Below are 23838 nucleotides of genomic sequence, written 5' to 3'. Positions count from 1 at the left end.
CCGCGGAACCCGTCGTTCCGCGGAACGGGAAGTTGCGTGCCGACGAACGGACCCGTGATCCGGGCGGTTCCGGCGCCCCGGCTTCGGCCCGCGCCCAAACCCGGCTCCATGCCCCATCCTGGGGTCGCGCCGCGGCGCTCGGTGCCGTCGTGCTGACGGCGCTGACGCTCGCCGATGCGGGACTTGCCGGCGGGGTCGCCGCGCAGGACATCATGAAGCGCCTGACGCAGCCGAAGAACGGCGCGGCTGCGAAGATGTTCCTGGAGTCCGATCAGGTCGTCTACGACAACAAGCGCAACACCGTGACGGCGGTCGGCAAGGTCGAGATCCGCTACAACGGCTACACGCTGACCGCCGCCCGGGTGACCTTCCATCGCGTGACCAAGCGCGTTGTGGCCGAGGGCTCGGCCCGGCTGGTCGAGCCTCAGGGCAACGTCATCAACGGCGAGACCATCGACGTCACGGAGAATTTCCGCGACGGCTTCGTCACGTCGCTGGCCATCGACACCACCGAACGGTCGCGCTTCTCGGCCGGCAAGGCCGACCGCCGGGACGGCAACGTCACGGTCTTCGAGAACGGCGTCTATTCGGCCTGCCAGACCTGCGTCAACGAGCCGACCAAGCCGCCCTTCTGGCAGATCCGCGCCGCCAAGATCATCCACAATCAGCAGGAGAAGACGGTCTACTACGAGGATGCGAAACTGGAATTCCTGGGCACGCCGATCGCCTACGTGCCCTATTTCTCGCTTCCCGACCCGACCGTCGCCCGCAAGACCGGCTTCCTGGCGCCCGGCTTCCTCGCCTCCAGCACGCTCGGTTTCGGCATGCAGGCGCCCTATTTCTGGGCGCCGACGCACGACTGGGACGTGACCCTGGCACCGACGCTGCTGTCGCGCCAGGGCGTGCTCGGCGACGTGGAGGTGCGCAACCGCCTGGAGACCGGCAAGTGGTCGGTCCGCCTCGTCGGCATCAACCAGAACGATCCGGGCGCCTTTTCCGGCACGAGCGGCGACCGCGTCTCGCGCGGCGCCGTCTTCACCAAGGGCGAGTTCAACATCAACGAGCAGTGGAAGTGGGGCTGGGATGCCGTCCTGCTGTCCGATCGCAAGTTCCTGCTCGACTACAAGCTGGTTCCGTCCGACCGGCAGGAAGCAACCTCGACCATCTATATGACCGGCAAGGGCGAGCGGAACTATTTCGACGCGCGCATCTACCAGTTCCAGGTGTTCGAGGACGACTACTACGTCTTCCGCAAGGACAACGGCAAGCCCCTGCCCTATGGCCGCTTCCTGGAACAGAAGCAGCCGCTGGTGGCGCCGGTCATCGACTATGACTTCGTCTATCCCGACCCGGTCATGGGCGGCGAGCTGGCGGGTCGCTTCAACTTCACCAGCCTCAGCCGGCTGAAGACCGACATCGATCAGATGCGTCAGGTCTATGGCGCATCGGGCAACTACACCCGCATGTCGGCTGATGTGACCTGGCGACGCCAGTATATCGACTCGATCGGCCAGATCTTCACGCCGTTCCTCGGCCTGCGGGCCGACGTATTCTCGTCCCAGAGCACCAATCCGCATATCGGCTGGGTCGATACCGGCACCTATGCGCGCATCATGCCGACCGTCGGCATCGAATACCGCTATCCGTTCATCGCAAACACCACCTTCGGCAACCACATCTTCGAGCCGATCGCCCAGTTGGTGGCACGACCGAACGAGCAGTATGTCGGTCGCCTGCCGAACGAGGACGCGCAGAGCTTCGTCTTCGACACGAGCAATCTGTTCGACCCGGACAAGTTCTCCGGATTCGACCGGGCCGAAGGCGCGACGCGGGCCAATATGGGCTTCCGTTACACCTTCCTGCCGACCGGCGGCGGGTCGGTGACCCTGCTGGCCGGGCAGTCCTACCTGCTCGCCGGGACCAACAGCTTCGCCGACCCGCAGATCGCCCGGATCATGGCCATGGATCCGCGCCCGCTGACCGGATACGGCTCCGGCCTCGACACCGATCGGTCCGACTATGTCACCTCGATCGCCATCGATACCGGGCGCGGCTTCCGGTTCGGGTCGAGCGCCCGCTTCGACAACCGCAGCCTGGCGCTGAACCGCGCCGAGGTTCAGGCGACCGGCACCAGCGGCCCGCTGAGCGGCTCGCTGACCTATGCCTACCTGCGCACGCCGCAGTATTTCTACAACCTTCTGAACAACACGCCCTATCAGATCGGCAAGCTCGACCCCGCACGCGAGGAAGTGCAGAGCGCCCTCAACCTGCGCATGGCCCAGAACTGGCGCCTGTTCGGCGGCATCCGCTACGATGTCGAGAACTCCTTCGTGGTCAACAACACACTCGGGCTCGGCTTCGACAACGACAGCTTCTCGGCATCGCTCGCCTATACGGAGGATACCGACCGGGCGCTGACCAAGTCGAAGGACAGCCGCATCCTGTCCGACCGCGTGCTCTATTTCCGCTTCGGCCTGCGCACGATCGGCGACGGCGCGGTCTCGAACAGCCTGATGCGCTGAGCGGCCGGCCGCGCGCCGCCTCCGGGTGCCGCGCGAATCGGATCGCATCGGGCTTGCGGGCGACGCCGCTGCGTCGCCGACCGGTCGGGGCGCAGGCGGAGGTCGGGCGGGTATCCCGGTTGCAGGCCCGCCGAAACTGGGCACGCCGATCCGGCGCAAAGGCCGCCCGGCGTGGAATTCCGGGCTCAGCCGCATTTCGTCCGGCTCGAAGTTGCGCTACAGCGGAACCGTTCGGGATGACGGTCGGCCGGCGGGCACGAAACCATGCTTTCGCCACGTCCCGAAGGCATAGGGCGTTCGGGCCTGTCCCGTTCGGATCGTCACGATCCGAACGGGACAGGCCCAAGCGATCGACCTCAGCAGCGAATGACGAGCGGTTCGGGTCCATGGACGGGGCGGATGGTGTCGCCCCGATCGGATCGACGGATGGGTGCCGGACCAAGAGAGGGCTTCGAAGAATGCATCGCATCGGCAGCGCGTTCCTGGGATGCGGCATCGCCGTGGCGGCCTTCGTCATGGCGACGGGCGCAACAACCACCGGCGCTGCGGCGCAATCGGCGATCAAGGCCATCGTCAACGGCGAACCGGTCACCACCAACGAGATCGCGCAGCGCGCCCGCTTCCTGCGCCTGGTGCAGCGCGACCTGTCCGGCGACGCCCTGATGAAGCAGGCGACCGAGGAGATGGTCGAGGAGAAGCTGAAGCTGCAGGAGGCCAAGCGGCTCAAGATCACCGTCAACGAAGCCCAGGTCGATGCCGCGGTGGCGACCATCGCGCAGCGCGTCCGCCTGACGCCCGATCAGCTGCGCATGGCGCTCGGCCAGCAGGGCATCGACTTCGCCACCCTGCGCGGGCGGCTGCGCACCCAGGTGATCTGGCAGCAGATGGTGGTGCAGCGGTTCCAGCGCACCGTCTCGATCACCGACAGCCAGATCGCCGCCGCCCTCAGCAAGCAGCGCGCCAAGGACGGCGGCAAGACGCCGGACAGCGCCGATCGCACGACGGCCGAATACGCCCTCCAGCAGGTCACCTTCGTGGTGTCCAAGTCGCAGCCCGGCTCCGGCGCGCAGCGCCTCAAGGAGGCCGAAGCCTTCCGCGCCAAGGTCAACGGTTGCGAGGGCATGGTGGCGGTCGCCAAGGGCTTCTCGGAAGTCGTGATCAAGGGCATCGGCAAGCGGACCGAAGACGAACTGCCGCCGCAGTTCCGCGGCGTGCTCGCCGAGACCGGCGTCGGCAAGGTCTCCAAGCCGGTCCCGACCCCGACCGGCGTCGAAATGCTGGCCGTCTGCGGCCGGCGCGACATCAAGGGCGACTTCTCGGTGCGCGGCAAGATCGAGGACGAACTGCGCGAGCAGGAAGGCCAGCTGCTCGCCCGGCAATACATCACCGAACTGCGGCGCATCGCCGTGATCGACTACAAGCGGTGACCCCATGGCCGATGCGCGCGCGACCGCTGCGACCGGATCGATCCCCGGGCGATCGGGCCACGGGCGATCGGGCTTGTCCGCCGCTCCCCTGCCGCTGGCCCTGACGCTCGGAGAACCGGGCGGCATCGGCCTCGACGTGACCCTTCAGGCCTATCACCGCCACCGCGACCTGCCGCCCTTCTATCTTCTCGGCGATGCCGACGCCCTCGCGCGCCGCGCCGCCTGCCTCGGTATCGAGGTCCCGATCGAGGCCACGGAGCCGTCCGCCGCCGCCGGGATCTTCGCCCGCGCGCTGCCGGTGGTCGCGGTCGGCCATCCGGTCGTCGGCGAACCGGGCCGTCTGGTCCCGGCCGACGCGCCGGCTGTGATCGCCTCGATCGAGACGGCGGTCGAGCATGTCCGGACCGGCCTCGCCGCGGCGGTCGTCACCAACCCGATCAACAAGCACGCGCTCTACGGCGCCGGTTTCCGCTTCCCCGGCCATACCGAGTTCCTCGGCGAACTCGCCCGCCGATTCGGACCCGGCCCCTCTGCGGGTGGCGCCTGGACGCCGATCATGATGCTGGCCGGCCCGGAATTGCGCACCGTGCCGGTGACGGTGCATGTCGCGCTCGCCGCCGTGCCGGGGCTGCTGACGACGGACCTGATCGTCGAGACCGGCCGCATCGTCGCCGCCGATCTTGCCGCCCGATTCGGGCTCAAGACGCCGCGCCTGGCCGTCGGCGGGCTCAACCCGCATGCCGGCGAGAACGGCACGATGGGCCGGGAGGACGACGAGATCGTCGCCCCGGCGGTCGCCGCCCTGAAGGGCCTCGGCATCGACGCCTTCGGGCCCCTGCCCTCCGATACGATGTTCCACCCGGCCGCGCGCCGCGGCTATGACGCCGCGCTGCTGATGTATCACGATCAGGCCCTCATCCCGGTCAAGACCATCGCGTTCGACGAGACCGTCAACGTCACGCTCGGCCTGCCCTTCGTGCGCACGTCGCCGGATCACGGCACGGCGCTCGATATCGCCGGCACCGGCCGGGCGCGGCCGGACAGCCTCGTGGCCGCCCTGCGCATGGCCGCCCGCATGGCCGCAGCGGATGCCGCGGGCAGCCCTGCCGGGGCGGCCGCCTGACATGGCGCAGATCGACGATTTGCCGCCGCTGCGCGACGTGATCAGCCGGTTCGGGCTCGATGCGCGCAAGTCGCTCGGCCAGAATTTCCTGCTCGACCTGAACCTGACGGCCCGAATCGCCCGGGCCTCCGGCGACCTCGAAGGCGCCACGGTGGTCGAGGTCGGCCCCGGGCCGGGCGGGCTGACGCGGGCGCTGCTGGCCGGCGGCGCACGCCGCGTCGTGGCCATCGAGCGCGACGAACGCTGCCTGGCGGCGCTCGCCGAGATCGCCGCCCACTATCCCGGCCGGCTCGAGGTGGTCTCGGGCGACGCGCTGGCGGTCGACATGGCCGCACTGGCCGGCGGCCCGGCCCGTATCGTCGCCAACCTGCCCTACAATGTCGCGACCCCGCTTCTGGTCGGGTGGCTGCGCACCGAGCCCTGGCCGCCATGGTGGACGAGCGCGACGCTGATGTTCCAGCGCGAGGTCGCCGAACGGATCGTGGCCGCCGCCGGCGACGATGCCTATGGCCGGCTCGGCGTGCTCGCCGGCTGGCGCTCGGAGGCCCGCATCCTGTTCGAGGTCGGCCCCAAGGCCTTCGTGCCGCCGCCCAAGGTGACCTCGGCGATCGTCCATCTGGTGCCGCGCCCGGCGCCGCTCGCCGCCGATCCGGACCGGCTCGAAAAGGTCGTCGCCGCCGCCTTCAACCAGCGCCGCAAGATGCTGCGCTCCAGCCTGAAGTCCGTCTTCGCCGACCCGGAAGCCGCGCTCGCCGCCGCCGGCATCGAGCCGACCCGGCGCGCCGAGGAGATCGACGTGGCCGGCTTCGCCGCCCTGGCGCGAACCGGTTCGCCTGAGACCTGACATCGGCGGCCGGCGGATCGGGCACCCGCCCGCCGCCCCGGCCCCGCCAACGGTCTTCCCACGCCGTCGCGCACGAACACAGCCCGGTCTCGTCAGCCGACCGGCGGACCGGCGATCGGCGGCGGCCGCATGCGAGCCGGCGTCGTCGGAGCGACGGCCATCCCGAGGCGACGGCGAAATCCGCCGCGCGGCTCCGCGCCTTCCCCGGAGCCAGGATCCGGCCAACCCGCCGATCCGCCGCCGATGTGCGTCCTGCCCCCGAGCAGCCGATCCCGACCCGGCACCCAGGCCCGGAACTCCGTGCCGCGCGATCGCGCCGGAGATCATCCGGCGCGATTCCGCGCCCCCGCGCCCCAGCGCCGCAGCGCCCCAGCGCCCCAGCGCCCCAGCGGACTGCGATCAAGGCGACCGGCCCTGGTCGGGAAATATTCCGGCCCATCGGCAAGATGCCGGGGATTCTCCGATCCCTGCAGCTCGGAAGCCGTCTTCGATCGAGAGCCTCATCGCCCTTCTGACGATCGGTCCACGGCCAGGGCGCGGCAAGAGCCGGATCGACCCAGCCTGCGATCGGGCGGGTGGCGACAAGCGGGTGGCGACAGGCCGTTGGTGACGGGCGCGCCGGATTGCCGAGATTCGTATTCGAGCGCCGGTCTCACATATATCTCGAAATCATGTAATTGAGAATGTGTTAAAATTTCTTTTTCTTGCGCAACTCAATGTATATATTCAATGCTGTTGACCATACAATGGAACACTTGTTGTAAATTTGGAATGAATACTATGCGGCTCCAACTGTTTTCCCGAACGCACAAATCTGCGGAGCGGAATGGAAAGTATGCCGGCTGTCTCAGGACCCGCGGGATGCAAAGCCGATGATCGAGCGCCGGTCCGGGGATTTCGACGCGATCGCAATGCCCGCTATTCAATCAGGAAGAGATTTGAAATCCGCATGCAATCAAGATCATGCGGAGCCGACTGACCCCTCGCCGATGCGACTCGATCCTCCCCCTTCGCCACACACAAGCCCGGCCGATCCGGCGGCGGAGTCGATCGATCCGGTCGCCCCTGTGGCATCGGCAGGCGCCGCCACTGCGCCGGCATCGGGCTCACGCGCGGCCCCCGCGCGCAGTCGCCGCCCCGCGCGCCAAGGCGGCTTTCTGACCCGGCTGCTGACCACGGTCGGCGCGCTGCTGTCCCGGCGGGGGATCTCCGGCACCGTGCGGACCCGCTTCGCTTCGGTGTCCCTCCGCAACCGCAGGACGGATGCGGACGCGAAGCCATCGCAGCGCCCGGCCGCCGCGGAGCCAACGCCCGACCAGCGTGCCGTTGTCGCCTCCGCACCGGAGCCATCGGCCAATGCCGGGCTGCCGCCGATCGATCGGGAGACGGTCCCGACGCAAGACCGCACGCCTGTTCCCCCCGAGGGGATCGCGTCCGATCGCGACGCGCAGGCACTCGCGGACGAGATCGCCGGATCCGATCTGTTCGACGCGGATTTCTATGTCGGGCGCAACCAGGGTCACCCGATCGGGGCGATGAGCCCCGCCCTCCACTACATCCTGTTCGGTGCAGCGCGCGGGATGGCGCCGTCGGCACGCTTCGACGGCGAACTCTATCTCGAGCTCAACACCGACGTTCGCGCGTCGGGGATGAACCCGCTGGTCCACTACCTACGTCATGGCCGAGCCGAACGACGACCGATCGCGAAAGACGAACCGACGCGCCCCCTCGAACCGGCCCGCAAGCGCGCCAAGCGCGCGGCCGCCGAGGACGAGGCCAACAGAAGCACCTATTCGCGTCGACGGCTCTATGAATTCGCCGCTCCGGAGCGCCTGGAGACGGACCGCATCCACTACTTCGCTGCGCGCCACGACCGCCGTCGCGTCGGCGTGTTCACGGCCAATGTCGATGCCTATGAGAGCATAAAATACCACGAATACGTCAATCCAGGCTACGACTACATCCTCTTTACGGACCAGCCTCCGCTCTACTGGCATGTCTATGACGTCCGGCCGGTTCCGATGCACGACCAGGACCCGACCCGGAGGGTGCGATACATCAAGAACCATCCGCACCTTCTGATGGCCGACTACGAGATCGCGGTCTGGATCGACAGCAACATCCTGATCCGGGGCGACATCGAGCCGATCGTGCAGGCCTTCAGGGACTCGGGCGAGCCGATCGGCACCATCCCGCACCCCCTGCGCCGATCGGTCTACGAGGAGGGCGAGGCGTGCATCGAGAGGAGCAAGGACGACGCGGACGTCATCCGCGCCCAGATGCTGCGCTATCGCCAGGAGGGCTTCGACTGCGACGATCTGGTCGAAAGCTGCTTGATCCTCTATCGCATCGGGCATCCTCGATTGATGCCGGCCATGGGCAACTGGTGGAAGGAAATCGACGGCGGTTCGCGGCGCGACCAGCTCTCCTTCAACATCGCCCTGGCCCGTGCCGGGGCATCGTATTATCCGGTGATGCAGCGCCCGGTCAGCGCCCGCAACCACCCGGCCCTCGCCTTCTTTCACCATGACTGCGACGGGAGCCCGATCAGCACGTTCCGGGCGGCCGGATGGGAGCCCGTTCCGGCGCGGCGCGACGACCTCGACCGGCGCATCGCCGCCCAGGCGGAGCGGACCGCCGATATCGTCGTCTGCGTCCACAACGCCCCCGACTGGGTCCGACGCTGCCTCGCCTCCGTGGTGGCGACCCGCACGGCCCATCGCCACCGCATCATCCTGATCGACGACGGCTCGGACGCCGAAACGGCCGCCCTGCTGCAGGCTTTCGCCGCCGCAACCGACAATGTCCTGCTCGTCCGCCACGACGTGGCGCTCGGCTACACCAAGGCGGCCAATGTCGGATTGAGGCTCTCCGAGGCCGCGCTTGTGGTGCTGCTGAACAGCGACACCGTCGTGACGCGGCACTGGATCGAGAAGCTGATGGATGTGGCCTTCTCGAAGCCGCAGATCGGCCTGGTCGGCCCCCTGTCCAATGCGGCCTCCAACCAATCCCTGCCCGATTTCCGCGGCACGGCCGGACAGACGGCGGTCAACGATCTGCCGCCCGGGATGGAGCCGGAAGACATGAACGCCTGGTGCGAGGCGCATGCGCGCCGCGAGGGCTGCGTCCATGCCGCCCTGATCCATGGCTTCTGCCTGGGCATCACCCGCGCGTTGATCGATCGGATCGGCGTCTTCGACGAGGAGAACTTCAAGTTCGGCTACGGCGAGGAGGACGACTACAGCTTCCGGGCCGTCGACGCCGGCTTTGCGCTGGCGATCGCGACCCACACCTTCGTCTATCATGCGAAGACCCAGAGCTACGGAACCGACCGGCGCAAGGCGCTCTCCAAGGCCGGCGGCGTCCGGCTGCGCGAACTGCACGGCCGCGTCCGGGTCGATCGCGCGACCAGAAATCTCGCCGAGGACCCCGAGCTGGTGCGGCTGCGGGCGCTCAGCGCGCTGCTCTTTCCGGCGGCCTCGCCGGACGCGGCCGACACGGCCGGGACACCCGAGCCAGCCGTGGCGCCGGCGCTGCCTGCCGGGATGCCGGCACGCTAGGTCACCGACTCATAATCCACATCCGGATTTTGACAGCGGCAAGTTTCACGAGGGCGAGGGCGTTGGCATCGCGTTTCTCGAAGCGGCCGGCACCGAACGGCGCGACCTGCCGCCCGACAGCCTCGACTTCAACCCGATCGAAACGCCTTCTCAAAGCTCAAGGCGCTGCTCAGGAAGGCCGCGGCGCGAACCGTCACGGACCTTCTGGACCACCATCGGCCACCTCATCGACCTCGTTCCGCCCACCGCGTGCGCCAACGACTTAGAGGTGGCCCCGCTTGATTGGACAGCGCCCCGCGAAATCTGAGTGGATCTCCTGCCGGGGTGTCAGATGCGGGGCTTGGCGATTTTGTCGCGGCGTCGGGAGGGCGTAGCCCGACCAGAGCTGCGACAAAATCGCGGGCGATGATCAGGCGGCCAAGGCGATCTGCCGGTCACCGAAATAGGCCTCGTCGGGCGTGCGTCCGTCAAGGCTCGAGTGCGGGCGTCCGGAATTGTAGAAGGTTATGTATTTCGAGATCGACGATCTCGCTTCCGGGACGCTGTCGTAGGCTTTGAGGTAGACCTCTTCGTATTTGATCGACCGCCAGAACCGCTCGACGAAGACATTGTCCCGCCAGGCCCCCTTGCCGTCCATGCTGATCGAAATACCGGCCGCCGTGAGCAGGCTCGTGAACGCGTGGCTGGTGAACTGGCTGCCCTGGTCTGTATTGAAGATCATGGGCTTGCCGTGGTGAACCATGGCCTCTTCGAGAACTTCGATGCAGAACGCCGTTTCCATCGTGATCGACACTCGATGCGCCAGCACCCGCCGGCTCGCCACATCGACGACCGCGGCCAGATAGACGAAACCGCGTCGCATCGGGATATAGCTGATATCCATGGCCCAGACGTGGTCCGCCGCCTCGACCTTCACCCCGCGCAGCAGATACGGGTAGATCTTGTGTCCCGGCGCCGGTTTGCTGGTGTTCGGACGACGATAGATCGCGGCTATACCCATACGCTTCATCAGCGTCGCGACATGTCGGCGGCCGACCGACACGCCCTCGCGCCGTAACAGAGACCGTAGCATCCGCGCTCCGGCGAACGGAAAATCGAGGTGCAGTTCGTCGAGGCGGCGCATCAGCGCCAGGTCTTCCGCCGACACCGGCCGCGGCTTGTAGTAGGCCGTCGACCGGGCGAGGTTCAAAACCTCCGCCTGACGCGAAACCGGCAGGTCGTGCTCCCGATCGATCATCGCTTTGCGCTCGGCAGTCCGGCCTTGCCGAGCGCGCCGGCTAAAAAATCGTTCTCCAATGCCAATTGGCCGATCTTGGCGTGAAGCGACTTCACGTCCACCGGAACCGTGCTCGCCTCGGCCTTGTCCGAGCCGAACACACCGGCAGCCCCTTCCAGGAGCTGGTTCTTCCAGGTCGTGATCTGGTTCGGATGCACGTCATACTGTTGCGCCAGATCGCTGAGGGTCTTCTCCCCCTTCACGGCGGCCAACGCCACCTTCGCCTTGAAGGCCGGTGAATGCGTCCGGCGGATTCTCTTGGACATCGAATGCTCCTGATCGGCGGCGAAATCCTCGCCGCTCTCAGGCAGAAAATCCACTCGCGCTACCGTCCGAATTTGCGGGGCCACCTCTCTTCGCCGCTGCAGGATACGATGCAAACTGATCGGATTCCGCTTTGGTAATTTGCAAATAATTATACAAATTATATTGATATAATCAAATCTATAAAGATAAAAACCACAAACGATTCTTAAAATACAACAAAACTATGGACACGCCCATCCAGGTGCGCATATATCTTTGGGCAATCGAAAGTCGATATTTCTGTCTATACTAGCAATTTTATCTTTCATCGGCGTCGCAAATATGGCTTGACTCGGCTGGCAAGCGTCACGGGCAATCAAAGCATCCTGGAGACAACCCGGGAAATATTCAAAATAAGTCGCATCATTGATCCTAATGAAGCCACCATACCGAGAGTATGATAAAATGCCTTTGGATTCAAGATTCACACAATTAACGGTCCGATGAATTAGCAAAATATAATAACCGCCAACGGTATCGAAGCGACATTCAATTTTCACCGGGCAAAACTGAACATCTTTAGCCGATAGACCTTGCTCCTCGATTGCATCTTTTATTTTATTATCCACTACAATGCCGCTGAACGTCGGCAGAACATGTCTACCTTTTAATGCACTGGAATGCGATCGCGTTCTATAAACGGGAACGCCCACGTCTTCAACGGCAATTATTTCTGATCCCAATATTGAACCCAAAGCCTCTTGATTATAAGAATTATAGTCGAGCTCCAAATCTCCTCCTGGTAAGGACTTAACGTCCCACAATATCCATGCATCTGACATAGATGGTCTCCTTTTCACTGATCATTTGAGGAGCGCCCAGACGTACCGTTTGGTGCGGGATCGGTCGCAGGGGTCCTTTGAGCCTTCATGCGCGCTGCTTTCTCTGCTTCTGTAACGCTAGAACGGAACCCGATCTGACGGAATCGGAAGGGATTCCCAAATCGACTGGAAGCGGATTCAGGCTGTTTGACGGACTGTAGGCTGGCAGGTCTGTCGCGAGCCCTTTCGGTGGACCTTCGAATCCGTGTCTTGGCGTCGGTCGCCGCTGGGGCGACACACCGTGAGGCTGGAGAGCGCTTCGGGGTGAGTGCCGCAAGCGTGAGCCGATGGCGGGCGAGGGAGCGCGAACAGGGCGATCCGCGCCCCAAGGCCCTTAGAGGCGATCGACGCTGCGGTCGGATCGAGGCCCATCGGGACGCCGTCCCGGCGGCGCCGGGGCCGGACCGCGACGCCACGATCGACGAGGTTCGGGCGAGCCTGGCGGCAAAGGGCCTCGTCGGGACTGTCAGGAATTTCGTGTGCGGGCGTGCGGTTGAACATCGCTTACGCCCTTGCGGCCTGGAATCGGTCCGCGAAGAGAATGGCGAACTGGCTCTTGGCCATGACCCCTTCCCTTGGCGCCATCTTCTACTCCTTCTCCGACCGGTTCAAGACCAGGAAGAGCAGCTTCATGGCGACTTCCCCGCTGCAGGATAGGATGCAACCTGAGCGGATTCCGCTCTACCGGCGGGGCCGTAAGGCGCTGCACGGCCCGTTCGGCTCGCGACCCGGCCCGCGGTCGCAGCACGATGACGCCTGAGGCGCCGACGCGTCCGGCAGCCCTGCCCCCGCCCCGGCCCCTCCCCCTACCCCGGCCCCGATCTGAGGATCGGCGGGCACGGCCGCCGGGATTGCGGGGCGCCGGGTTCGGCAGCCTCGCCGGGCCGCTTGATTCGCCTGTCCGCTCCGGCTCTATTCCGTTGCACGACAACGAGAAGGAAGGCGGAGGGATGCTGCGTCAGGCGATCGTCGAATACGGAATGCCGCTCTGCGAGGCGATCGAGCCGACGCCCGAGCCGCGCGGGCGGGAAGTGCTGCTGCGCATCCGCCATTGCGGCGTCTGCCATTCCGACCTGCACCTGCTCGACGGCCATTTCGATCTCGGCGGCGGCAAGAGCCTCGACGTGCGCGGCGGCCGCGAACTGCCGTTCACGCTCGGCCACGAGATCGAGGGCGAAGTCGAGGCGGTCGGGCCGGAGGCGACCGGGGTCGCGATCGGCCAGCGCCGCGTGGTGTTTCCCTGGATCGGCTGCGGCCAGTGCGACAGCTGCCGGGCCGGCGAAGAACAGATCTGCGTCAAGCCGCAGCAGATGGGCATCCAGGTCGACGGCGGCTATGCGACCCATCTCCTGGTGCCGGACGCGCGCTATCTGATCGACTATGCCGGCATCCCGGCCGAGCGCGCCGGCAGCCTGATGTGCTCCGGCCTGACCGCCTATGCGGCGCTGAGGCGGCTCGGCAATCTCGCCGAGCGCGGCCCGGTCCTGATCATGGGGCTCGGCGGGGTCGGCATGATGGGCTTCGCCTTCGCCAAGGCGATGTTCGCCCATGCGCCGGTGGTCGCCGACATCTCCGCGGCCAAGCGCGAGGCGGCGCTCGCCGCCGGTGCCGCCTCGGCCTGGGATCCGTCCGACCCGGAAGCCCGCCGCGCCTTCCTGAAGGCGACCGGCGGCGTCTTCGGCGCGGTCGATTTCGTCGGCGCCGAGGTCTCGTTCAACTTCGCCCAGGCGGCTTTGAAGAAGGGCGGCAAGCTGGTCGTGGCCGGCCTGTTCGGCGGCTCCTTCTCGATGCCGATTCCGTTCCTGCCGATGCGGGCGATCGCCATCGAGGGCAGCTATGTCGGCACGCTCGCCGAGGCCGAGGCGATGATCGATCTGGTCCGCTCCGGCAAGGTGCCGCCGCTGCCGATCGAGACGCGCCCGCTCGCCGCTGCCAACCAGGCCCTGGACGACCTGCGCGGCGGCCGGGTGATGGGTCGGATCGTGCTGACGACCTGACGGAAGCGACGACCGGGTCGGCGGCCGCGCGCCTTCGGCCGGCCTCGACCGGGCCGGCGGCTTCGCGCCTACGGCCGACCGGCAGCGGGCTCAGGCGGACCGGGCGCGCTTGCGGTTCGGACGGGCGCGCTCGGCCTTCTCGGCCGGATCAGCCGGACGGGGCGCGACCTCCGTTGGGACCGACGCGGCAGGCTCCGGTGCCTGGCCGTGCAACGCTTCGGACATCATCTTCAATTCCTCGGTCAGCGCCGCCAGGGCGGTGCCGAGCGGGCCGATCCGGGCGGCCGCAACCTTGGCGTTGAAGGCGACGGAGAGGCCGGCCGCGGCCTCGCCGGTCGCCGCCGGGGACGCGTTCGGTTCGGAGGGCTGCCGACCGCCGCCGGCACGCGGACGCGCGGCCAGGATGGCTGCGCGCTCGGCCTCCAGGGTGACGACGACCTCGCCGAGCGCCGCCAGCACGGCGTCGCAGCGGCGCTGGACCAGGCGGGTCACCGAGAGCGCGACCGGCGTCCCGTCGGCAGGCGCCTCCGCCATCGCACGCACTTCTTCCAGGAAGGTGGTGACCTTCTCGCCGACCGACGCCGTGCCGCCCTCGAACAGGCTGCGGGCGGCGCCGGCGGGCAGCGGCGGAACGCCCATCGCCGGATCGCCGGCGAGCAGATCGCGTTGTCCGGCCTCGAACTGGCCGACGGCCGTCAGCAGGCGCTCGCGCATCGCCGCGCGATCGTCCAGGCCGCCGAACAGCAGGAGTTGCAGCCCGATGCGCTGGCTCAGCATGCGCAGGCGGCCGGCCAGGCTGATCCAATGCGCATAGAGGGCCGCGCCATCATCCTCGCGGCAGTCTGGTTCGCGGTCGGTCGGCATGGACGGCGTCCCTCGGACGAAGCGTTGGCGTGTTTCGATACCGCCATGCTCTAGCCGTCAGGGTTAATGCCGCGTTAACGCCGCGGACCGTCCGTTACGTTTCGTTAAAGACGATGACGGCGCACGGAAGGCGGTCACGCAACGCCGCCGGGCGGCCGGCGTCAGCCGGTCAGTCCTTCGATGAAGCGGCCGATCCCCGTGCGCCGGGCCCGCTTCAGGCGCTCCGCGCGCAGGATGGCGGACACGTCCGCGAAGGCGCCGTCGAGATCGTCGTTGACGATGACATAGTCGAAGCGCTTCCACTCGGCCATTTCGCGCGACGAGTTCTTGAGCCGCTTCTCGATCACCTCCGGGGCATCCTCGGCCCGGCGCTGCAGGCGCAGGCGCAGCTCGGCCATGGTCGGCGGCAGGATGAAGATGGTCGCCACATCGTCCGGCATCCGGTCGATCAATTGCACGGCGCCCTGCCAGTCGATGTCGAACAGCACGTCGCGCCCGGCCGCGATCGCCCGTTCGACCGGCGCGAGGGGCGTGCCGTAATAGTTGCCGTGAACCTCCGCCCATTCGAGCAGGCCGTTGCGGTCGCGCAGCGATTCGAATTCCGGCACCGAGATGAAATGGTAGTGGACGCCGTTGACCTCGCTCTGCCGGCGCTCCCGGGTGGTCACCGAGACCGACAGCACGATCTGCCGGTCGGTGTCGAGCAGCAGCCGCGACAGCGTCCCCTTGCCGGCGCCGGACGGCGAGGACAGCACCAGCATGACGCCGCGCCGGCCGATTTCTGTGCGGGAGCGGCCCGCTTGCTGCAGGCTCTGGGGAAGGTCGGCGGAGGCCATCGGTTTCACTCGACGTTCTGGATCTGCTCGCGGAACTGGTCGACCACCGTCTTCAGGTCGAGACCGATCGCCGTCAATGCCCGATCGTTCGATTTCGAGCAGAGCGTGTTGGATTCGCGATTGAATTCCTGGGCCAGGAAGTCGAGCCGGCGGCCGACCGCACCGCCGTCGCGGATCAGGGCGCGGCCCTGGGCGACATGGGCGAAGAGCCGGTCGAGTTCCTCGCGAATGTCGGCACGCGTGGCGATCAGCACGGCCTCCTGGTGCAGGCGTTGCGGATCGAGCGCCGGCACGGCGTCCAGAAGCGCCCGCACCTGCTCGGCGAGACGCTCGCGGATCGCCTCGACGCTGCGCGCCGGATTGGCCTCCGCGGCCTTGGCCAGCGCCTCGACGGTGTCGAGATGGCCGGTCAGCACGGCGGCCACCGCGGCCCCCTCGCGCGCCCGCGCCTCGACCAGGGCGTCGAGCGCGCGGTCGAGGCCGGCCAGCACCTCGGCATCGAAGGCCGCCCGCGCGGCTTCGTCATCCTCCGCGTCGGCGGTCTCGACCACGCCCTTGACGGCCAGGATGCCGTCGAGGCTCGGCGGCGCGGTCTCGATGCGCTCCGCGATCAGGCGCATGGCCTCGACGACGGCCGCGAGCGCCGCCTCGTTGATGCGGAGCTGGGTCGCCGCATGCTCGCGCAGGACCGTCAGGGTGAAGCTGCAATTGCCGCGCACCAGCCGCTTCCCGGCCCGCTCGCGCGTCGGGATCTCCAGGCGCTCCAGGCCGGGCGGCAGGCGCAGGCGCACGTCGAGGCCCTTGCCGTTGACGCTGCGCAGTTCCCAGGTCCATCGCTGACCCGCACTGGAGCCGTCGGTGCGGGCAAACCCGGTCATGCTGTTGAGGGCCATGACGCCTCCGTGAGTTCAGATTGTCCGACCGATCGTCAGGCCGATTGTCAGCCCGGGCGGCGCCATGCCGATGCCCGCCGAACGGACCGGCACCTTACCGGCTGCCGTTATACGGCGAAATTGCTCATTGGTGTCACGGCCGCCGAATTCTTCCGGGTGCGCGCCCGCTCACCGGCGCCCCCAGCCGGCGCGAAGGGCGGGCATGATGTGGTCGCGCGACAATTCCGCGATCTCGATCGGCGGCAGGTCGAAGGGATCGACCCAGACGATCTCCTCGATCTCGGCCGCCGGCCGGACCGGCCGATCGATCCGGATGCCGAACACCTCAGCCTCGACCCGGTGGCCGGCCTCGTGGGCCGCCCGGGCCGCGAAGCGGCCGAGCGGTTCCGCCACCCCGGCGCCGAGATCGAGAAGCAGTTCCTCGCGCAGTTCCCGGCGGAGCGCCTCGGCCGGGCTTTCGCCAGGTTCGATCTTGCCGCCCGCCTGCATGAAGATGCGGCTGCCGCGCTTGCGCACCAGCAGGACACGGCCGTCCGGATCGGCAATGACCGCTGCGGCAATGCGGATGACCGATTCCTCGGGCGGGTTCGCGGGCGTCATGGCCGATGGAGATCCGGTCGATGCGGCCGAAGACCGGCGCGGCGCCGACAACCGCTACGTTGGCACATAGCCCGTCGGTGGTCCGCGTCGGCACGCGCCCTGCACACACGCGCCCTGAAAACGAGCGCCCCGGAAACGAACTCCGGCGCCGCCGCATCGGCGCGGGCCTTGTCCATGGCTCGGCGTGTCACGTCCGCGTCCCTACTGCGGGGGCGGCGGGGGCGGTGGCGGCGGCGGGGCCGCCGTAGTGCCGGCCGCCGGCGGCCGGACGGTCGCCGGGGCGCCGGGGGTCGCGGGCGTGCCGGAGGATCCGGCCGGACGTGCTGCGGTCCCGGGCGTCGGCCCGACGGGCCGCGGGGTTGCCGCCGTGCCGGCAGCCGGCGTGACCGGACGCGGCGCGACGGCTCCGCCGGCAGCCGGCGGGGTCCCGGCGGGACGGACCGCAGGGGCGCCGCCGACCGGAGGCTTGGCGGCGGGAGCGGCAGTTCCGGCCGGCCTGGTCCCGGCCGGCGCCGGCAGGCCGCCCAGGCCCTGCGCCACCGGTTCGCCCTCGGACCCGGCCGCGCCGCCCCGGCGCGCCGCCTCGATCAGGCGCCAGCGCTGGACGTTGCGGTTGTGCTCTTCGATCGTCTCGGCGAAGGCATGCCCGCCGGTACCGTCGGCGACGAAGAACAGCTCGTTGGTGCGCGACGGGTTGGCGACGGCCTCCAGGGCCGCCCGCCCCGGATTGCCGATCGGCCCCGGGGGCAGGCCGGCATTCTTGTAGGTGTTGTAGGCATTGGGCGCGGCGAGGTCGGCCTTGGTGATCGTCCGTCCCTCGAGCCAGGCCTTGCCGCCATAGAGCCCGTACAGGATGGTCGGATCGGTCTCCAGGCGCATGCCCTTGCGCAGGCGGTTGATGAACACCGCGGCGACGCGCGAGCGCTCGTCGGCGCGCGAGGTCTCCTTCTCGACGATCGAGGCCAGGACGACCATGTCGCGCGGCGTGGCCAGCGGCAGGCCGTCGACGCGCTTGCCCCAGATCTCGGCGAGGCGGCGTTCCTGGGTCGCCTTCATCTGGGCGATCAGGCTCTCGCGGGTCCGGCCGCGCTCGAACTTGTAGGTGTCGGGCATCAGCGAGCCCTCTTCGGGCACCGCCGCGATCTTGCCCGTCAGCATGGTGTTTTCCAGCAGGCGCGCCACGATCTGCTCGCTGGTCCAGCCTTCCGGGAAGGTCAGCGAATGCTGCACCACCTTGCCGTCGGCGATCAGGTCGGCGACCTCGCGCATCGAGATGCCGGCCTTGAACTCGTACTCACCCGGCTTCAGCCGGTCGGCGAGGCCGGACAGCCGCACCCCCCAGGTGAAGACGAGGTCGTAGGTGATGACGCCGTTCTTGGCGAGGATGTCGGAGATTTCGCTCAGGCCGACCCGCTGCGGGATGGCGACCACCTTGGTCTCCTTGAGCGGGCCCGGTTCCTCGAACTCGCTGCGCCCCATATAGACCGCCGCGCCGAGGCCGAGCAGAATCAGCGTCAGGAAGGTGATCAGGCCGCTCATGAAGCCGAGCGTGGAGGAGCGCGCCATCCGGGAGCGGACGCGCTTGGCCGGCGGCGGCGGGACTTCGCCGGTGACGATCGATTCGCGCGGCGATTTCGGCACGGCTTCCCTGACCGCCTTTGGCGCCGGACGCGGCGCGAGTTGATCGGAGCGGTCGGCCATGAGGATGCCAGGATCGCGAGCCGGGCCCGCGGTCGGCCTTCTCTCCTCCGGTTCCGGTGCTACGTCGGACATCGTGCTGGTCAACTCCCCGCGGCCACGGATGCGGGCCGCAGATTCGGCCCAGCCTCGTCGCTTCTCGTACGAGAGGGTGGCGAGAATACGCCGAATCCTCCCGTCACGACGGAGTTAATCCATTTCGCGCCGCAATTGCCAGCCGCACCGTTACGGCAGGGCGAGCATCGAGGGCAGCATCGCGCCACCGGCGGCGCCCGGCAGGACGACCGCCGGACGGGCCGAACGACGCGCCGACGGCGCCGTTCAGGCGACGCGGCGCAGGATCAGGGTGGCGTTGGTGCCGCCGAAACCGAAGGAATTCGACAGCACCGTGTCGATCCGACGCGGCTTGGCCTGCAGCGGGACCAGATCGATCGGCGTCTCCACCGACGGATTGTCGAGATTGATGGTCGGCGGGGCGATCTGGTCGCGGATCGCCAGGATCGAGAAGATCGCCTCGATCGCGCCGGCGGCGCCGAGCAGGTGGCCGGTCATCGACTTGGTCGACGACATCGAGATGCCGGCCGCGGCATTGCCGACCAGACGCTGAACGGCGCCGAGTTCGATCTCGTCGCCGAGCGGCGTCGAGGTGCCGTGGGCGTTGATGTAATCGATGTCGGCGGCCGTGATGCCGGCCCGCTTCATGGCGGCCGACATGCAGCGGAAGGCGCCGTCGCCGTCCTCGGAGGGGGCGGTGATGTGATGGGCATCGCCCGACATGCCGTAGCCGACGACCTCGGCATAGATCTTCGCGCCGCGGGCCTGGGCGTGTTCCAGGCTTTCGAGCACGACGCAGCCGGCGCCCTCGCCCATCACGAAGCCGTCGCGATCCTTGTCGTAGGGCCGCGAGGCGCGGGTCGGATCGTCGTTGAAGCCGGTCGACAGCGCCCGGCAGGCGGCGAAGCCGGCGATCGAGATGCGGTTGACCGGCGATTCGCTGCCGCCGGCGACCATCACCTCGGCATCGCCCAGCGCGACCAGCCGCGCCGCATCGCCGATCGCGTGGGCGCCGGTCGAGCAGGCGGTGACGACGGCGTGGTTGGGTCCCTTCAGGCCGTGCTGGATCGAGACATGGCCGCTGGCCAGGTTGATCAGACGGCCGGGAATGAAGAACGGCGAGACGCGCCGCGGACCGCGCTCCTTGAGCGTGATCGAAGCCTCGTAGATGCCGCCGATGCCGCCGATGCCGGACCCGATCATGACCCCCGAGGCGATCTGCTCCTCATAGGTCTTCGGGTGCCAGTTGGCGTCGTTGAGGGCCTGGGTGGCAGCCGCGACGGCGTAGACGATGAAATCGTCGACCTTGCGCTGCTCCTTCGGCTCCATCCACTGGTCGGCATTGAAGGTGCCGTTGGAGCCGTCGCCGCGCGGAACCTGGCAGGCGATGCGGCAGGCGAGATCGTCGACCTCGATCGAAGTCACCTTGGCGGCACCGCTCTTGCCGGCAAGGATGTTGGCCCAGGTGGCCTCGACGCCGCATCCGAGCGGCGAGACCATGCCCAATCCGGTGATGACGACCCTGCGCATCGTGATGAGATTTTCCCGGTCCGGTCCGGCGCGAGGGACCGCGCCGCTTCAGAAAACCCGGCGCGGTGAATCCGCGCCGCTCCACAAAAAATGCCGACCGGGCACGGTTGCGCCCGGCCTGGCCGGTTCGACGAAGGCCCGCGCGCGAACGCGCGGAAAACCTTCAGCCCGCGTTCTTCTCGAGGAACTTGACGGCGTCGCCGACGGTCAGGATCGTCTCGGCCGCGTCATCCGGGATCTCGACGCCGAACTCTTCCTCGAAGGCCATCACCAGCTCGACAACGTCGAGCGAGTCAGAGCCGAGGTCGTCGATGAAGCTCGCGTTCTCGGTCACCTTCTCGGCGTCGACGCCGAGGTGCTCGATCACGATCTTCTTCACCCGCTCCGCGATATCGCTCATGTCATTCTTCCTCGAAGTGATACGACTGTTTCGACCTAGGTCTTTTGCGAACATCGTCGCCGGGGACCGCAGTCCAGCCGGTTCCGATACCATCCGATCGTCGCGGGGAAAAGGCTCGTGCTCTTTCGACCGATCGCCGCCGGGCCGCTCAGGCCGCCCGGACCCAAGGCCGGACCACCGTCGCTTCCGGCCTCATGGACCGCCCCCAGCCTCGCGACCGCCCTCATCGCACCCGTTTTGCCGACGAGACGCGCGTGGTGCTAGCATACTTTAAATTCCTTGACCAGCCGCCGGAGTGGCCGGAAAGCGCGCTTCCCGCCCCCTGGTCCGGCGGTTGTTTTCGTCGTCAGATCATGGCCATGCCACCGTTGACGTGAAGCGTCTGACCGGTCGTGTAGGCGGCTTCGTCGCTCGCCAGATAGACCGTGGCGGCCGCGATCTCCTCGGAGGAACCGAGCCGGCCGGCCGGCACCACGCCGAGAATCGTTTCCTTCTGCTTCTCGTTCAGCGCATCCGTCATGGCCGTGCCGATGAAGCCCGGCGCGATGCAGTTGACGGTGATGTTGCGGCTGGCGACTTCCTGGGCGAGCGACTTCGACATGCCGATCATGCCGGCCTTGGCGGCCGCATAGTTGCCCTGGCCGGGATTGCCGGTGACGCCGACCACCGAGGTAATGCCGATGATGCGGCCGAAGCGGCGCTTCATCATGCCCCTGAGCGCGGCGCGGGCAAGGCGGAAGCCGGCGGTGAGGTTCACCTCCAGCACCTTGTCCCATTCCTCGTCCTTCATGCGCATGAACAGGTTGTCGCGCGTGATGCCGGCATTGTTGACCAGGATGTCGACCTTGCCGAGGGCCGCCTCGACGGCCGGCACCAGGGCGTCGACCGAGGCGCGGTCGCCGAGATCGGCGACGAAGACATGGGCACGCTCGCCCAATTCGGCGGCCAGGTCCTCGAGCACCGCCGCGCGGGTGCCGGACAGCGCCACCGTGGCGCCCTGGGCATGGAGGGCTCGGGCGATCGCGCCGCCGATGCCCCCGGTCGCGCCGGTCACAAGCGCGGTCTTGCCGGTCAGGTCGAACATGCGGTCGGACTCCAGTGAGAGAACGGAAGAAATCGGATCAGGCGAGCGCCGCGGCGGCCTTGGCCACGTCGTCGGGCGTGTTGACGGCGAGGCCCTCGACGCCGTCGGCGATGCGCTTGACGAGACCGGTCAGCACCTTGCCGGAGCCGATCTCGACGAGCCGCGTGACGCCGTTGGCGGCGAGCCACTGCACGCTCTCGCGCCAGCGCACCGTGCCGGTCACCTGCTCGACCAGGCGGCGCCGGATCTCGTCCGGATCGTTGATCGGCGCGGCGAGCACGTTTGAAATCAGCGGCACGATCGGCGCCTTCAGGTCGACCTCGGCCAGCGCCGCCGCCATGGCGTCGGCGGCCGGCTGCATCAGCGCGCAATGGAACGGGGCGGAGACGTTGAGCAGCATCGCCCGCTTGGCGCCGCGCGCCTTGGCGAGCGCGACCGCGCGCTCGACCGCGGCCTTGCTGCCGGAGACGACCACCTGGCCGTCGGCATTGTCGTTGGCGGCCTGGCAGACTTCGTTTTCGGCCGCCGCGGCGGCGACCTCGGTGGCGGTGGCGAAGTCGAGCCCGAGCAGCGCCGCCATGGCGCCCTCCCCGACCGGCACCGCGGCCTGCATGGCGCGGCCGCGAATCTTCAGGAGCCGCGCCGCATCGGCGATGGTCAGCGAGCCGGCCGCGGCCAGCGCAGAATATTCGCCGAGCGAATGGCCCGCCACATAGGCGACCGCCCCACCGATCCGGACGCCCTCGGCCTCGAGTGCCCGCAGCGCCGCGAGGCTGACGGCCATCAGGGCCGGCTGGGCATTCTCGGTCAGCGTCAGCTCGGCCTCGGGTCCGTCCCACATCAGGGCCGAGAGCTTCTGACCGAGCGCCGCGTCGACCTCCTCGAACACGGCGCGCGCCGCCGGCACGGCCTCGGCCAGCGCCTTGCCCATGCCGACCGCCTGGCTGCCCTGACCCGGAAAGGTGAATGCCGTCGTCATCGCTCGCGTTCCGCCCTGGCTGGATTTTGGCGCGATCAAGCGGAGATACGGAAGCGAGTCAAGACGAGGCGCGCCGTTTTCGCGGGACGGGTCCGGAATATCAGGCTCAGATCGTCAGCGTGCCGGCCTTGGCGGCCGCGTAGCGCTCGGCGACCTTGTCCCAGTTGACGACGTTCCACCAGGCCTTCAGATAGTCGGCGCGCTTGTTCTGATACTTCAGATAGTAGGCGTGTTCCCACACGTCGTTGCCCATCAGCACGCGGGCGCCGTCCATCAGCGGGGTGTCCTGGTTCGGCTTGGCGACGATCGCGAGCTTGCCCTCGCGGGTCACCGTCACGAACACCCAGCCCGAGCCGAAGACGCGGGTGCCGGCGGTGTTGAAATCGGTCTGCAGCTTGTCGAGCCCGCCGAGATCGCGCTCGACAGCGGCGGCGAGTTCGCCCGCCGGGGCGCCGCCCTTGCCGCCCATGATCTGCCAGAACATGGTGTGGTTGGCATGGCCGCCGCCATTGTTGCGCAGCGCCGTGCGGATCGCCTCCGGCATTTCGCCGAGCTTGGCAAGGATATCCTGCAGCGGCAGCTTGGCGGCCTCGCCGTTCTGGGCCAGCGCGGCGTTGAGGTTCGACACATAGGCGGCATGATGGCGGTCGTGATGGATCTCCATCGTCATGGCGTCGATATGCGGCTCGTTGGCGGCCGGCGCATAGGGCAGCGGATCGAGCTTGAACGGCCCCGCGGGCGCCTGCGCCCGGACGCGCGTGCCGGTGCAGGCGGTCAGCGTCAGGGCGGCGGCGCCGAACAGCATGCCGCGGCGGGTGGTCAGGACGGTGGTCATGGTCGTCTCCTCCACGGCCCGCCTTCGGGTGGGCCTGTCGACCAAGAAGCTATCGCGGCGGCGCCGAAGCACAAGGCCGGACCGCGTGCGTCCCGCGGCCGGCCGGTCTCCTTTGCCGAAAACGACCCTTTTCCGGCCGAACTGTTCTGCTATCACGGTCAGCCGATCGAAAGAGCCACGACAATCCGA

General features: G+C 68.0%; 18 protein-coding genes and 3 pseudogenes. 8 read left to right on the top strand and 13 right to left on the bottom strand.

Annotated elements, in window-relative coordinates; genetic code table 11:
* Positions 1-32: 32 nt before the first annotated feature.
* From ABB55_RS23940 to ABB55_RS31015, 6 genes and pseudogenes are all read left to right on the top strand, one after another.
* On the top strand, positions 33-2522 hold the full coding sequence (locus ABB55_RS23940; RefSeq protein ID WP_054361060.1) for an LPS-assembly protein LptD: 2490 nt from the start codon (positions 33-35) through the stop codon (positions 2520-2522).
* A 458-nt stretch (positions 2523-2980) separates the two neighbouring features.
* Positions 2981-3949: a SurA N-terminal domain-containing protein gene (locus ABB55_RS23935; RefSeq protein ID WP_054361059.1), complete on the top strand. Its 969-nt coding sequence runs from the start codon at positions 2981-2983 to the stop codon at positions 3947-3949.
* Positions 3950-4022: 73 nt separating this feature from the next.
* Entirely contained in the window at positions 4023-5072 is a 1050-nt protein-coding gene (gene pdxA / locus ABB55_RS23930; RefSeq protein ID WP_054361058.1) for a 4-hydroxythreonine-4-phosphate dehydrogenase PdxA, read from the top strand.
* 1 nt (position 5073) lies between these two features.
* A complete protein-coding gene (gene rsmA, locus ABB55_RS23925; RefSeq protein ID WP_054361057.1) occupies positions 5074-5916 on the top strand; it encodes a 16S rRNA (adenine(1518)-N(6)/adenine(1519)-N(6))-dimethyltransferase RsmA in 843 nt (280 codons plus the stop codon).
* Between the two features lie 1535 nt (positions 5917-7451).
* The gene (locus tag ABB55_RS23920) at positions 7452-9476 is read left to right on the top strand and encodes a glycosyltransferase (protein ID WP_160321306.1); all 2025 of its coding nucleotides are present in this window, start codon (positions 7452-7454) and stop codon (positions 9474-9476) included.
* Between the two features lie 46 nt (positions 9477-9522).
* Positions 9523-9783 (top strand): annotated as a pseudogene (locus ABB55_RS31015) (IS630 family transposase); the annotation flags it as partial.
* A 102-nt stretch (positions 9784-9885) separates the two neighbouring features.
* Here ABB55_RS31015 and ABB55_RS23915 read toward each other — a convergent pair.
* Together ABB55_RS23915 and ABB55_RS29985 are read right to left on the bottom strand one after the other, a co-directional pair.
* Positions 9886-11018, bottom strand: a protein-coding gene (locus ABB55_RS23915) for an IS3 family transposase (protein WP_140943327.1) whose coding sequence is annotated in 2 segments (ribosomal slippage) — positions 9886-10754 and positions 10754-11018 — 1134 coding nt in all. Because the reading frame shifts where the segments join, the coding sequence is not laid out codon by codon here.
* 222 nt (positions 11019-11240) lie between these two features.
* Positions 11241-11840 (bottom strand): hypothetical protein, encoded by a 600-nt coding sequence (locus tag ABB55_RS29985; protein WP_152982158.1) that lies wholly within the window; start codon positions 11838-11840, stop codon positions 11241-11243.
* A 210-nt stretch (positions 11841-12050) separates the two neighbouring features.
* Between ABB55_RS29985 and ABB55_RS31010 the strand changes: the two are divergent.
* Positions 12051-12356: pseudogene (locus ABB55_RS31010) on the top strand (helix-turn-helix domain-containing protein); the annotation flags it as partial.
* A 27-nt stretch (positions 12357-12383) separates the two neighbouring features.
* Here ABB55_RS31010 and ABB55_RS31235 read toward each other — a convergent pair.
* A pseudogene (locus ABB55_RS31235) lies at positions 12384-12521 on the bottom strand (IS256 family transposase); the annotation flags it as partial.
* 308 nt (positions 12522-12829) lie between these two features.
* On the opposite strand from ABB55_RS31235, the gene ABB55_RS23900 reads away from it, so the two are divergent.
* Complete coding sequence (locus ABB55_RS23900; protein WP_054361053.1) at positions 12830-13876, top strand: alcohol dehydrogenase; 1047 nt, start codon at positions 12830-12832, stop codon at positions 13874-13876.
* Between the two features lie 90 nt (positions 13877-13966).
* Here ABB55_RS23900 and ABB55_RS23895 read toward each other — a convergent pair whose 3' ends face one another.
* From ABB55_RS23895 to ABB55_RS23850, 10 genes are all read right to left on the bottom strand, one after another.
* Positions 13967-14740: a type IV pili methyl-accepting chemotaxis transducer N-terminal domain-containing protein gene (locus ABB55_RS23895; protein ID WP_054361052.1), complete on the bottom strand. Its 774-nt coding sequence runs from the start codon at positions 14738-14740 to the stop codon at positions 13967-13969.
* A gap of 161 nt (positions 14741-14901) precedes the next feature.
* Positions 14902-15576, bottom strand: a complete 675-nt coding sequence (gmk, locus tag ABB55_RS23890) for a guanylate kinase (protein WP_054361051.1) — start codon at positions 15574-15576, stop codon at positions 14902-14904.
* A gap of 5 nt (positions 15577-15581) precedes the next feature.
* Positions 15582-16469 carry a YicC/YloC family endoribonuclease gene (locus tag ABB55_RS23885; RefSeq protein WP_054361050.1) on the bottom strand — a complete coding sequence of 296 codons (888 nt, stop codon included), beginning with the start codon at positions 16467-16469 and terminating at the stop codon, positions 15582-15584.
* Positions 16470-16637: 168 nt separating this feature from the next.
* Entirely contained in the window at positions 16638-17069 is a 432-nt protein-coding gene (locus ABB55_RS23880; RefSeq protein ID WP_054361049.1) for an NUDIX hydrolase, read from the bottom strand.
* Positions 17070-17270: 201 nt separating this feature from the next.
* Entirely contained in the window at positions 17271-18710 is a 1440-nt protein-coding gene (mltG, locus tag ABB55_RS23875) for an endolytic transglycosylase MltG (RefSeq protein ID WP_244472111.1), read from the bottom strand.
* Positions 18711-19088: 378 nt separating this feature from the next.
* Positions 19089-20351: a beta-ketoacyl-ACP synthase II gene (gene fabF, locus ABB55_RS23870; RefSeq protein WP_054361048.1), complete on the bottom strand. Its 1263-nt coding sequence runs from the start codon at positions 20349-20351 to the stop codon at positions 19089-19091.
* Between the two features lie 163 nt (positions 20352-20514).
* On the bottom strand, positions 20515-20751 hold the full coding sequence (locus tag ABB55_RS23865; protein WP_054361047.1) for an acyl carrier protein: 237 nt from the start codon (positions 20749-20751) through the stop codon (positions 20515-20517).
* 346 nt (positions 20752-21097) lie between these two features.
* Positions 21098-21835 (bottom strand): 3-oxoacyl-[acyl-carrier-protein] reductase, encoded by a 738-nt coding sequence (fabG, locus tag ABB55_RS23860; protein WP_054361046.1) that lies wholly within the window; start codon positions 21833-21835, stop codon positions 21098-21100.
* A gap of 37 nt (positions 21836-21872) precedes the next feature.
* Positions 21873-22814, bottom strand: coding sequence for an ACP S-malonyltransferase (fabD, locus tag ABB55_RS23855; protein WP_054361045.1), 942 nt, complete (start codon positions 22812-22814; stop codon positions 21873-21875).
* 106 nt (positions 22815-22920) lie between these two features.
* Positions 22921-23649, bottom strand: coding sequence for a superoxide dismutase (locus tag ABB55_RS23850; protein WP_054362271.1), 729 nt, complete (start codon positions 23647-23649; stop codon positions 22921-22923).
* Positions 23650-23838 lie beyond the last annotated feature (189 nt).

The sequence above is a fragment of the Prosthecodimorpha hirschii genome, from assembly GCF_001305515.1.
Classification (GTDB): Bacteria; Pseudomonadota; Alphaproteobacteria; order Rhizobiales; family Ancalomicrobiaceae; genus Prosthecodimorpha; species Prosthecodimorpha hirschii.
This window is presented reverse-complemented; position numbering and strand designations above follow the sequence as displayed.

Excerpts from the sequence above, each read along its gene's own strand:
- ABB55_RS23935 (WP_054361059.1), top strand. The coding sequence starts at position 2,981 with ATGCATCGCATCGGCAGCGCGTTCCTGGGATGCGGCATCGCCGTGGCG.
- rsmA (WP_054361057.1), top strand. The coding sequence starts at position 5,074 with ATGGCGCAGATCGACGATTTGCCGCCGCTGCGCGACGTGATCAGCCGG.
- ABB55_RS23920 (WP_160321306.1), top strand. The coding sequence starts at position 7,452 with ATGAGCCCCGCCCTCCACTACATCCTGTTCGGTGCAGCGCGCGGGATG.
- ABB55_RS29985 (WP_152982158.1), bottom strand. The coding sequence starts at position 11,840 with ATGTCAGATGCATGGATATTGTGGGACGTTAAGTCCTTACCAGGAGGA.
- ABB55_RS23900 (WP_054361053.1), top strand. The coding sequence starts at position 12,830 with ATGCTGCGTCAGGCGATCGTCGAATACGGAATGCCGCTCTGCGAGGCG.
- ABB55_RS23895 (WP_054361052.1), bottom strand. The coding sequence starts at position 14,740 with ATGCCGACCGACCGCGAACCAGACTGCCGCGAGGATGATGGCGCGGCC.
- gmk (WP_054361051.1), bottom strand. The coding sequence starts at position 15,576 with ATGGCCTCCGCCGACCTTCCCCAGAGCCTGCAGCAAGCGGGCCGCTCC.
- ABB55_RS23885 (WP_054361050.1), bottom strand. The coding sequence starts at position 16,469 with ATGGCCCTCAACAGCATGACCGGGTTTGCCCGCACCGACGGCTCCAGT.
- ABB55_RS23880 (WP_054361049.1), bottom strand. The coding sequence starts at position 17,069 with ATGACGCCCGCGAACCCGCCCGAGGAATCGGTCATCCGCATTGCCGCA.
- fabF (WP_054361048.1), bottom strand. The coding sequence starts at position 20,351 with ATGCGCAGGGTCGTCATCACCGGATTGGGCATGGTCTCGCCGCTCGGA.
- ABB55_RS23865 (WP_054361047.1), bottom strand. The coding sequence starts at position 20,751 with ATGAGCGATATCGCGGAGCGGGTGAAGAAGATCGTGATCGAGCACCTC.
- fabG (WP_054361046.1), bottom strand. The coding sequence starts at position 21,835 with ATGTTCGACCTGACCGGCAAGACCGCGCTTGTGACCGGCGCGACCGGG.
- fabD (WP_054361045.1), bottom strand. The coding sequence starts at position 22,814 with ATGACGACGGCATTCACCTTTCCGGGTCAGGGCAGCCAGGCGGTCGGC.
- ABB55_RS23850 (WP_054362271.1), bottom strand. The coding sequence starts at position 23,649 with ATGACCACCGTCCTGACCACCCGCCGCGGCATGCTGTTCGGCGCCGCC.